Source organism: Tamlana sp. 2_MG-2023 (assembly GCF_030548465.1).
Taxonomy (GTDB): Bacteria; Bacteroidota; Bacteroidia; order Flavobacteriales; family Flavobacteriaceae; genus Pseudotamlana.
This window is the reverse complement of the sequence record NZ_JAUOSF010000007.1, coordinates 133,488-146,027: the sequence shown is the minus strand read 5'-3', so window position 1 is coordinate 146,027 and position 12,540 is coordinate 133,488. Positions and strand designations below refer to the sequence as shown.

Annotated in this window: 5 protein-coding genes; 3 read left to right on the top strand and 2 right to left on the bottom strand. The window is 36.6% G+C overall.

What is annotated here, in order from left to right; translation table 11 throughout:
• The first annotated feature begins 44 nt into the window (after positions 1–44).
• Genes Q4566_RS12930 through Q4566_RS12920 form a run of 3 tightly spaced genes read left to right on the top strand, consistent with a single transcriptional unit; the run spans position 45 to position 1,947 of the window.
• Positions 45–515, top strand: coding sequence for a CYTH domain-containing protein (locus Q4566_RS12930; protein WP_303421821.1), 471 nt, complete (start codon positions 45–47; stop codon positions 513–515).
• Entirely contained in the window at positions 506–1,069 is a 564-nt protein-coding gene (locus Q4566_RS12925; protein WP_303421819.1) for a YciI family protein, read from the top strand. Before Q4566_RS12930 ends, Q4566_RS12925 begins: the two co-directional genes overlap by 10 nt.
• Positions 1,069–1,947: an endonuclease/exonuclease/phosphatase family protein gene (locus Q4566_RS12920; protein ID WP_303421817.1), complete on the top strand. Its 879-nt coding sequence runs from the start codon at positions 1,069–1,071 to the stop codon at positions 1,945–1,947. The genes Q4566_RS12925 and Q4566_RS12920 overlap by 1 nt, the downstream gene beginning before the upstream one ends.
• A 313-nt stretch (positions 1,948–2,260) precedes the next feature.
• Here the strand turns inward: Q4566_RS12920 and Q4566_RS12915 are convergent, their stop codons facing one another.
• Together Q4566_RS12915 and Q4566_RS12910 are read right to left on the bottom strand one after the other, a co-directional pair.
• Positions 2,261–6,700 (bottom strand): LamG-like jellyroll fold domain-containing protein, encoded by a 4,440-nt coding sequence (locus Q4566_RS12915; protein WP_303421815.1) that lies wholly within the window; start codon positions 6,698–6,700, stop codon positions 2,261–2,263.
• Between the two features lie 372 nt (positions 6,701–7,072).
• Positions 7,073–12,460 (bottom strand): choice-of-anchor D domain-containing protein, encoded by a 5,388-nt coding sequence (locus Q4566_RS12910; protein ID WP_303421813.1) that lies wholly within the window; start codon positions 12,458–12,460, stop codon positions 7,073–7,075.
• Between the last annotated feature and the right edge of the window lie 80 nt (positions 12,461–12,540).

Here is a 12,540-nt window from a genome sequence, read left to right as displayed (position 1 = left end):
AACAGAATAATAGATTTTTTACTTCTTTTTGAGAAGCTACATATATGATAGAAATAGAACGTAAGTTTTTAGTGCATTCCGAAGCTTTTAAAAATGAGGCTTTTAAGCAAACCCGTATTTGCCAAGGATATCTAAATTCTAATAAAGATCGTGCCGTGCGCATTCGTATTAAAGGTGATTTGGGCTATATTACAGTTAAAGGGCCGTCATCGCCATCTGGTTTATCCCGTTTTGAGTGGGAAAGAGAAATTGACCAAGACGAAGCTCTTGCGCTTTTAAAGCTTTGTGAAGAAACCGTCATTGATAAAATACGTTATGAAGTACAGGTTGGCGAACACGTCTATGAAGTTGATGAGTTTTTTGGAGAGAACCAAGGATTGATTGTTGCTGAAGTTGAACTGAAAAGCGAAACACAACCGTATATAAAACCTGAGTGGTTAGCCCAAGAGGTTACCGGAGACATAAAATATTACAATTCCCAATTAAGTAAAAACCCGTTTAAATTATGGAAATAATAAAAAAAATAGCCCCAGTTTTTTTAATCATGCTAACAATTTTAGCTTGTAAAGATGAAGCGGAAAAGGTGCCAGAGCCTATTGTATTAACACCTGAAGAAATTGCAGTTAATAAAGTGAAAGATTCCTTGTATAATGCTTATATTGAGGAGGAGGCTGCTAAAAAAACACATCAGGAAATCAAAGAAGCGCTTAAAAAGAAAGGGTATAAAACTTTCGATTTTGTTGATGAAAAAACTCAAGATACTATTTTAATGCAGCAGTACTTTATTGCATTTTTAAAGTCGGGCGCTATTCGCGGACAAAATGAAGAGGAAGCTTTAGATCTGCAAGAACAACATTTGGAGTATTTAGGAAAAATGTACGAAGAAGGACACGCAGATATTTCAGGACCTTTTGGTGACGATACCGATTTTCGAGGCATTACCATTTATAATGTACCAACTAAAAAAATGGCAGAACGTTTAGCTAATGACGATCCAATGGTTAAAGCAAAGCGGTTAGAAGTTGAAGTGCACCCGTGGTGGGCAGCTAAAGGTTACCACTTGAGATAATGCTGAAATTTATTAAAGGTTTATATCTCTTTTTGAATGTTACCATCATTATTACCTTATTGATGCTACATTTTATAATCAAAGACCGCACTTATGAGTTGTCTTTATGGTTTTACCCTTTTCCTTTGCCTGTAATTATCGGGATTATTTTAGGGCTTTCTATTTTTCTAGGAAAGCGACGAAAGTATAATTTAATACTCGCTGGTATCTTATTAGTTGTTTGGTTAGGTCGTAGTTTTAGATTTAGCTTCGCTGAACCGATTAAAGATTCTGACGTTGAAGTCGTGTTTTGGAATACATCAAGAGTTCATACGTTCAAAGATGCCATTGCCCAATACGGTGAATTCCCTGATGTGATGGTGCTTGCTGAAGCTAGTGATACCGATTTTAAAGAACTTCAAGCAAAATATCCCGATTATAGTTTTTATAAATCGACTAGAGAGTTGTCTATTTTTTCTAAACATCCAATGAAAATCATTTCGGATGTTACTTCCCATTACCATACATCAGTCGTACACTTTGAAACTTGTAATCTCCAATTTTATGCCGTTGATGTGACCGGTAGTAAAGATGTACCACGGCATTGGGAATTAGATTATGTAGATGAACATTTAGAGTTTCTGGAGCGAAGTATTGTTTTAGGTGACTTTAATTTGCCTTATGAATCTCTCTATTTTGAAGAAATTAAAGATCATTTTAATCATTGGTTTTCATCAAAAGGCAATGGTTTTAGAGAAACCTGGCCTTGGGGGCTTCCGCTTCTATCCATTGATCATATTTGGGTGTCTAAGGATTTAGAAGTTTTAGATTCTGAAAAAATAATTTCCTCTGAATCTGATCATGAGATGATAAAAACGGTTGTTTTCAGTGAAAAATGAAAAATTTCACCAAGTTAGAAGTCAGTGCATGTTCCAACGGTTGATGTTTCTCTTTTTCAGTAGTAAAGCCCACGATTACACGGTTAAACGAATCAATATTTCATCAATTAAAAATGAATAATGAAAAGTTGAAAAATTCACGTATTGTCAACGGTCTTCCGTCTCCCGTCTTCGGTCAAAGTTTTCAAATAAATATGTAATATGAAAAGATTCTTCAGTCGTACCTCTTTCTGAATGACAACACATCAATAAACAATTCTTAGTCGTGGTTACGGTTCTTAGCCCTATGTCCAACGATTAAACACATAAACAGTTATTCCGCCACAATCACTTTCTTAGAAACCTCGGTGTTACCTGTTTTCACTGAGAACACATACAAGCCATCGGCGAGATGTATAGGGATTTCAAGGCGGTTTTGAGTACTGTTTATTTGTTTATTGTACACGATTTGCCCTAAAGTGTTAACCGCAGTTAAGCTTTCTAAATTAGTATTGTTAGGGTTGTTGATAATGATATGGGCATTTTGTTTTTTGTAAAATAACTGCACGCCTAGTTTGTTATTTTCGTCTTCGATGTTTAAAGTTTGATCGGAAAAAGCTAGAGCAAATCGTCCAGAAGTTTCTCCTTTTCCAACAGTGGCATCATAAGGTGCTTTTTTTAAATCATGGTAAGTATCAAAATCTTTTAAATAGACGTTATAATTTTGCGCATCGTTTTCAAGAGAATCGATGCTAAAGGTGATTATACCACCACTATCACTGGCTTTTGTTCTGGTTTTAACAATGAGCGGTAATATGGTTGTTTCATCAATTTTATTAATACCTTGAATTACGTATTTACCATTTTCAATTTCCCAAGACAAGTCTTCTGGAATAACTTCAGTTAGTCTGGCATCGTAGCCCCAATCTATATTTTTGGTGGCGCTCGTATCAACGGTAGTGAGTAATTGCCTTTGATAACCCAATGGTGAGCTGTATTTTAACCTGATTTTTGGTCTTATATCACCTAATTTTGTAATTGTAGTTTTTGATGTTTTAGTGCTCGTTTCTTTTATGAATGTAGATTCTGAATTTGTAAGGTTTTCTCTTTCAAAAACCCGTTGTGAGTTTTGAAACGTAATCTTGCCACTTGTTGAACTTGCTTCAACAAAAAAGCCTTGTGCCACGGGAATGTATCGTTCAGCTGTTTTTGAAGTTGCCATATCATCCGCAATTGCAGGTGGTGAACTTGGTGCTGTTACACTTGGTGCTGTTCCGGATAAATTATAGGTGGCATAACTGCCTTCATAATCAGCTAAATAATGTGAATCGCCACCAACATGATCCCAATAATATAAACTCCCTGTGATGACGCTTTGGTTATCAGTGATAAATAAATTGGCATCAATAGCTGAAGGGTAAGGGTTTCCTATTAAATATTCGTTACCTGTAGTTATATCAAGTTCTATAAGGCCATTGTTTGGTGAGCCTATAAAAACATAGCTCTTGGTATTGCTAATGGCGCCACCGCCAACCCCTTTCATGGTATAGCCTTCGCCCACTTTGATGGTTCCTTTACTGAAAACCTGTTGCCATTGCCAATAATTATTACTAAGCCTGTTAGAGTAAATATAAATCCAACGACCAGCAATGGTAATATCATTGGATTTGTCATCACCATCATAAAAGTTATTATCGTCATTAAAAGTTATAGAATAAATATCTCTATGATTGCCTGGTGTGTCCCATAGCACATCACTAACAGTATAAGTGCTATTAGTTCGGTTGGAATTTACAGGTGATGACCAGTAATTGTAACTGTATTTGTTTGTGGTTCCTTCTTGGTCACGTTCTATAACACCGTTACCATTGCCCAAAGTACTTTCTTCGGTTTGAACGAGCTGTCCTTCACCTTGTAAATCGATTAAACCATCATCACCTATATCTAGGTACCAGGTGTTTTTAAGTTCTTTATTAGAATGTACTTCAAAATTAGTATTAGGATCTACAATTAAGCCTAGGTGAGTTAAAGGTTCACCAGGTCCTCCATTTCCACCAGTTCCAGGTCGATTTGTAATATCGTGTTTTATATTTACTATAACAGATTCTGAGTTGGGGATGTCCCAAACATCACCATGCATCCAGCTGTTAGGGTCGCCCCAATGTGGATTACCAGTATTGCTTTTTGTAACATAAGGCATAGGCGCCGTTTGTGAAAAAATGTTTTTTACATTGTAAATGGTAGCATCAACAGCGGAGTTAGATAAATCTATCAATTGATCATCTAGATAAGTATCCATTCTGTAATAACGGATTAAGGAAGTATTTAGATTTGATTTTATTTCTTTAGGAATAATTTTACCTGAACTAAATTTGGGAGTTGCAGTTTCATCCAGTTCCTGACACATCATACGTTGAATGTCTTCTTGGCTTAAGGCTTCGTTGAATATCCGAACTTCGTCAATTTCGCCTTTGAAAAAACTAGTTAGAGCACTAGGGGAACGACCAATAATAAAGTTTGTTCCAGAACCGTCAACACCACTATTATTTGTGGTATTGTTAACTTCTTGGCCATTAATATAGAAGCTTTCGCCATTAGTGCTCGAGTAAGTACCTGTGAGGTGAATCCATTTTCCTTTAGTAACCGTAGCTTGTCCGATGAGATTAGATTCAACAAAAAAATCAATATTAGTTCCCGTGTAAATAAAGCTAATATTTTCTTGGCCCATAATATACTCTCCACCTGTTGCTGTAGGGTCTATTTTCACCCAACACATCATTGTGCCTTCATTGGTGTTGTTTAAGAAAGATGTTGTTTCCACATAATCATTATAACCATCAAAGTATAGGCTGTAGCTGCCGTCTATAGCTCTTGGTGAACCAAAATTACTTGTATCCGTATCTAGGGCGTCCATGATACCATCTTGATCGGCGTCGGTTGTGTCATCGATAACACCATCAACAGTAGGAGAATCTAAACCTGGATATAAGTGTTCTATGGCTAAAATATCATAATTAGTGCCGTCAGATTGTACATTTAAGTAATCTGGGGTTCCAGAAGTAGTTTCGATAGGATCTGGGTAGCCGTTTAGCCCAAAACCATCTAATGTATCCTTAATGTCAAGCAGACCATCGCCATCAGTATCTGTACCATCGCCAACACCATTTCCTGTAATATCTATATCGCCAAAGCCATCATACTCTAGTGTGTCAAAAATACCGTCGTTGTCTGAATCTAAATCTAAGTAATCGGGTACACTATCTCCATCAAAATCTAAATCAGCATTACTATTAAAATCTAAATAATTACTTTGGCCAGATTCAAAATCGTCACGCATACCGTTACCATTACTGTCTACCCAGTCAGTGTCCCCGTATAGAGTGCCATCGCTATTGGTGTCTTCACTACTAATACCTAACTCAACCATGTTAGGAATACCGTCGTTATCGTCGTCGATATCGAGTATGTCTGCAATGCCATCTCCATCACTATCACAGAATTTTTGTACCACACGAATATCGTCAATAGCGAAATCGTTTCCTTCTGCTACTATTATTTCATCGGTTAATCGTACAATAATAGAAGTGAAACCAGCGGGAATTTTGCCTGTAGTTAGCGTCCATTTTTTAGGGTCTATAAGTACTCCTTCTGTGTGTTTTGGAAGGGTTACAGATGTAGCTGCTGTAATTTGAATATTACCATTATTAGGATCTAAAATATCCATTCTTATTCTTGGAGATTTTCTAGCAGTTTGAGGCGGGTTTTTTATATCTAAGTTAACCGCATAGAAACTAAATTCGGTTTCAGATCCAGCATCTAGATTATCAACTCTTATTTCATAAGCTGTTAATTCGGAGCCACTTTTACCATCAAAAATAGCCATTCGGCCATTCGTGTCCCCCGTGGTGTGGTCTACAGCTGCTCCCCAATCGGCAGGTCCCCATGTAGCTACGTCTAAGGAATTAGCAGTATGATATACCGTGTATTTTCCATTGCTTACATTGTCTCCATCGTCGTTTTCTACAGCATAATCAGAACTTGCTCCGTTGTAATTTTTATTTATAGCAACTTGATCGGTACCCGATCCAAAATCTTCGTTTAATACCACAACTTCTACATAGGAAGCAGTAGTAGTTCTTGTCTCACAAATGTCTGTTTCAACACTATCTAAAATTCCATCGTTATCATCATCTATATCAATATTATCCGTAACACCATCGCCATCGGTGTCTGCGAAAACACCAACGCTAGAGGTATAGACTTCCATATTGCTAATACTAATCCATTCATCATTGTAATTAGCTGCTCCTGTAAAAGTAACCCTTAGGTATCTTACGTAGTTTATGGAAAATGAGTCGCTCCAAGGGCTTGTTGTGTCTGTGTTAGAACTTCTGTCTACCTGCTGGATGTAGTTTGTGCCATTGGTAGACGATTCTACGATGTATTGGTATGCTCTTGTGTTATTCGCTTGTTCAACTACAATATTGTTTAAAGAATAAAAGCCTCCTAAATCGAAAGTCACAACGGCTACCGATGTGCCATCATTCACGTTTCCGCTGGTCATTTCATATGCCCAATAGGTATTTGGGTCGTTATCTGTTAATTTATCAATGCCACTTTCAGTAGGTTTAGACGTTTCTGTCGTGCCATCTCCAGTTATGGTAGGGATGATTCCAGCTACTATATTAGTTTGTGCATGAATGAAATGACTAGTGATTAATAAGAACAAAAGTACGCACAGCGGCTTATAAAAAAGTAGGTCGTTTTTTATCATAGAAATGAGAGTTTATCATGATAGGTTCATTGATACCGGGGTGATTTGTCGTATTTACCTAGCAATGATTGTCTTATAATTGGTTAACCAATTTTCAAATATAGTATAATAAATGAGGTCTGTTAGGTAGTAGGTCTGTTTTTCGATGAAAATTGCGATGTACCTAATATTTTAGGGGATATTTTTATTTTTTCGTATCGAAGCTACTTTTCTGCCTAGTTCAATTGAAGTGAACCTATAAATAAAAATATGTTCCAGAGGTTATTAAGATTAACTTGGATAAAGAACTGTTTCTATATAAAGCATTTGGGGCTGTATTATTTTCATAATACAGCCCCAAATAGTAAGTTAGATTTTTTGTGACTATGGATACTATTCCGAAATCACCATTTTTTTAGAAATCTCGGTTTCTGGAGTATTTACTGAAAACACATACATACCCGTTGCTAGGTTTGTTGGAACTGTTATTTCTTTGTCTGAAGCATGAATTTGAGTTTCAAAAACCACTTGCCCAAGCATATTAACAGCCTTAAGTGTTTCGATATTTTTAGCATTCAGGTTTCTAATTACGATGCTTGAATTTTGAGTGTTATAAAATAATTGTAGTACGTTTTTGCTTTCCTCAATAATATCTAAAGTTGAAGATTTATTAGAAAAGGCAATTTCAAAACGGTCACTTGTTATACCGGCATCAACATTTACGAAAAATGATGCCGTTTTAAGGTCGTGATAAGTATCATAATCTTTTAAGTAAACATCCACATCGTCAGGCACGTTTTCTAAAGCATTAATGCTTATTTCAATTAAACCACCAGATTTTGTTTTTACAGTTAATGGTAATACGGTTTGTTTGGTAATAGTATCAATGCCTTGAATAACATATTCTGCATTTTCAACATTCCAATACATGTCTTCTATGTTGGTTTCATTTAACTGGCCGTCGTAACCCCAATCGTAGCCTATCGTAGCATTCTCGTCAACGGTGGTTAGTAATTGTCTCACATAGCCTTTAGGTGATTTATAATCGATTCTAATTTTCGGACGCAGGTCTTCGTATTTTGAAGCGTCTTCTTTAGCTGTTTTTGAGTTAGACTGTTTTATGAATATTGAATTTCCACTTTCTTCTTTTACAAATATACGTTGTGAATTTTTGAAGATAATGGTACCTTCATGATCTGCCTTTACAAAGAAACCTTGTGCCACAGGGATATGTTGGGTTGGTTCTTTTTTTAAGTGCTCAACTGATTTTGATACCGATGGAGTTACTCCCGAGTAATTATACATGGCGTAACCACCTTCATAATCTGCTGAATAATGTGAGCCACCACCATAATGCTCCCAAATGTAAATAGTGCCGTTTAAAACATCTTTATTGTCTTCTAAAAATGCATGGGCGTCTAATGCTGAAGGATATGGGTTTCCAACTAAATATTCGTTTCCGGCATGTATAGTTAGTTCAATGTCTCCATTGTTAGGGATGCCTTTAAAGGTGTAATTTTGATCTTCCCCAACTGCTTTTTGCCCTGGGCCTTTCATGGTATAGCCTTCACCAACTACTAATTTTCCCGAGCTTTTTGTGTGTTGCCATTCTGAATAAGTATCACTTTTTTTATTGGTGTATTTCCAGATCCAATATTCTGCAATAGAAATTGAAGACTCTGTTTTTACACCGTCATAACCACCAATAAAACTAATATCTATTGGAGCGTCTTCATTGGACCCATCTTTTAAAACACTGACTACGGTATACGTTTTAGTACCGTCAGTATTTGTGCCTGAATTTACTGGTGATGACCAATAGTTGTAATTGTGCTTATTGGCTTCGCCTTGTTGATCGCGCTCTAAGGTTCCAGTTCCAGTACCAAGTGTGCTATCTTCCGTTTGTATGAGTTGAGATTCACCTATTAAATCAATTTCTCCTGAATCTTCAATGTTTAGATACCATTCATTTGTTAGTTCATTATCTTTATCAATAGATAGTTTTGCTCCGTTATTTATCAATAAACCTAAAGTAGTGTGCGAGTTGGAGGTGGTTATTTCGTTTGCTATATTTACAATAATCCAGTCTTTGTTACTGGATTCTTTATGTATGTCCCAAACACTCCCGTGTTCCCATGCATTAATATTGTTCCAGTCGTAGATCCCAGTGCTTTTGGTTACAAAAGGCATTGGTGCTGTTTGAGGTAGTATCTCTTTTACATTATAAATGGATGCACCTGTACTGTTTTTTCCTGTAAGATCGTTTAGTTTATCATCTTGATAATCGTCCATTCTATAATAGCGCATTATTGAAGAAGATACAATTGGGGCTATAGATTTGGGAATAATTATACCTTGATAAGCTTTGGTTTCATCTAATTCTTGATAAACCATTTTTCTTAGTTGGTTTGAGTTTAGAGTTTCGTTAAAAACACGAACTTCATCAATTTCACCTTTAAAATAGTTGCTGTCTGTATCAGGAGTACGTCCAATACTGAAGCTTGAAGTTGAGGTACCTAAACTTCCTGCACTATCTTTTTCAGTAGCAAATTCTCCATTGGAATAGAGCCATAAATGGTCTCCTAAACGTGCAATCACATGTATCCAAATTCCTGTAGTTAACGGCTCCTCACTTTTTAATGATTTTCCACCGCCATAAGTGTGTAAATAGTTAGAATCATCCAGCTCCATATAGAAATTATCTTGCCCCATGATAAATCGGTTACCCGTAGCGTCATCGTCTATCTTTATCCAGCACATCAAGGTGGCTTCTGTCCAGCCATCCATAACTGTAGGTTCAGCAACATAATCATTGCGGCCATCAAAATATAAGGCATACGATCCTGTTATGTTTCTTGGAGAACCAAAAGTGGTGGTGTCACCATCTATAACATCTAGAATACCATCGCCATCAATGTCTGTATTGTCATCTATGGAGCCATTAGCTTTTATAGGTAAACCAGGGTATAAGTGTATTATGGCTAAAATATCGTTCGTTCCATCCGATTGTGTGTTTAAATAATTAGAGGTTCCAGAGATGTAGGTTGTAAGTCCGAAGCCATCTTTATCATCATCCCTATCTAAAATACCATCGCCATCACTATCGGTACCATCTCCTACACCGTTTCCTGTGATATCGATATCTCCAAATCCGTCATAATCGTAAGTGTCAAAAATACCATCGTTATCGGAATCTAGATCTAAATAGTTAGGTACACCATCAATATCAAAATCTAATTGCGGTGCGCCAGTTGAGACAGGGAAACCATCATGAAGACCATCTTTATTAGTGTCTGCCCAACCGTTACCAAATAAAGTCCCGTCACGGTCGGTATCAGAAAGCTCTAGTTCAACAACAGTTGGAATACCGTCGTTATCATCATCTAGGTCAATGCTATTAGCAATACCATCACCGTCTGAGTCACAAAATAGTTGTTCTACGAGAATGTCATCAATAGCGAGATCGTTTCCAAATCCACCATTTGCAAGATTGCTTAATCTTACTGTGAAATCTGAAGAGGCAGGTATAAAAGTAAGTTCGTTTATTACCCAGCCTGTATTGTTTGAGCCTCCAATAGGTTCTGTAGTCTTAGTGGCTATTATAGAGCCATCTGTCGCTATAATTTGCATTAAGAATTTTGGTTTGCTTCTGCTGTCGTCATCTACACGGTCTAAATTAATAGCGGCAAAGCTGTAGCTTACCGTGACATTTGGTGTAACTCCTGTGATTTGATTTTCATAAAATATTCCACCGGCTTTATTTTCTGCATTAAAAATAGCCATTCTTCCATTGGTGTCACCAGATGTGTAATCGTCACCTTTATACCAATATTCGTCTGCCCAGCTTGCTATGTCTTGAGCGTTGTGGTAAACGGTGTATAAACCATCAACAACGTTGCCACTAGGGGCAAAATCATACTCTGTACTCGCAGCAGAAAAATTTTCGTCTATTCTTGCTCGAGTAGTTCCAGTGCCAAAAGTTTCATATAAGAAAACCGTTTTTGCAACTGTAGCATATGGATTTGTACTACAATGGTTGTTTTCGATATTATCTAGCACCCCGTCATTATCATCATCTAAATCGATGTTATCGGTAATGCTGTCACCATCGGTGTCTGGGTATACGGTGGATGTAGGTATTTCTTCTTTGGTAAAACCTTCTATTAAAAAGGTGAAAGGTTTTTTTATAGGGTCGTTATTTTCTATAACAACTTTAGCCTGTTTAAGTCCTGATGAACTCGGATTAAATTCAACTTCAAACGTTGTAGACACACCTCTTGATAAAGTCGAGCTTTCAGGTTGAGAAACGATTCTAAAATCGTCACTGCTTTGAGATAACACAATATTTGATAATATGAGGGCTTCCGTACCATTGTTTGTAATGGTAAACGTTTTTGTAATAGGAGTTCCTGTGTCGGTACTACCAAAATTGGTGTTATTTTCGGTAGCTGTTACTATAGAGTTATTCGCAATATCATTAGTATTCCCAGTAACTTCTATTCTAGGAGAATTGGCAGAGTAAATGTTAACGAAATAGTCTTCAAATTCTTGGGGGTGGTAATCAATACCACATGGATTATCCTGAAACCACTCAGGTTGGGCTGCAGCTACCCTCATAACAGTTTTACCCTCCAATGCATTATTTGGTATAGTGAAGGTAATATTATTTGTGTTTTTTACGCGAAAAAACTCGTTAGATGTATTATTAAATATACCTTCTTGATTGTAGTATATGAAGAGCCCTCTTGATTGAGCTGAACCTGCTGCGGATATAGTGATTGTATAGGTGTTACCCATTAACAAATCTGCAGCAGGCGTATTTAAATAATTACCATAACCGCCATCATCTCCAGAATCGTTATCAATGAGCGAGGATTCCCCAGATTCCTCGGTAAGTGTAACATTGGTAATATATACGTTACCATTTGAATTAGATATGGGTGTACAGGAACCTAAATTAACAACGATATTAACTGTTGCGGTATTACAATTACCAGCGCTGTCACAAAAAGAATAAGTAAAGCTATCTTTGCCTACATAATTATTGTTTGGCGTATATTCAAAGACGCCATCAGATGGTTCTGTGATTGTGCCGTTAAAAGGTGATACTGAAACAGAAAAATCATCTCCGTCTCCTCGCTCAACACTGATATTATCATTTGCGCCTACATTAATTTGATTACTAATACCACTTGAGTTTTTTGCTACAAGAAGTTCGTCGTCAAAAGCTTCTGGGGTGTCAGGAAATAGGAAGTTTAGGGTGTAATCTTCTACTTCTGCAATTTTCCCATTGAAGTCGCTAGGCCCTGTATCATATTGTGGATCACAAGTCGGACAATAAAAGGACACTACACGTAAGACAGCAGTGTTTTCAATTCTCTGAGTGATTTCAAAACTCCCCGATTGATTTAGGTTGGTCGTAAATTGACCAGAGTCATAAACTTTAACGAACTTATCAGTACCGTCATAATCTATCCACAATACTGTTTTTACGTTATTGTTCCAACTTCCGTTTACGTTTGTTGTTGAAAAAGTATAGGTGTTTCCTATAGAGACATTTACAGATTGTGATGTATAGTTGCCATAATTTTCATTTTGAGGGCTACTATTTGTTATAGAAGATCCAGAATCGCCAGTAATTGAGAAGTTTGTGATTCCTACTTGAGAATTACTATTTATGTTAGTAGGTTTAGAGGTTTGCCCCCCAACAAAATAAGCATTAGCCACTAAAAATAAGGGTACCAAAAGAGACTTAAAAAAAGCCGTGTAGATTTTTTTCATAAGATTTGAGAGAGAGAGATGCTATTAATTTATTCTTCTTTGTATTTATTTTAAAAAAATACGCTGCGAAATTACTTTTT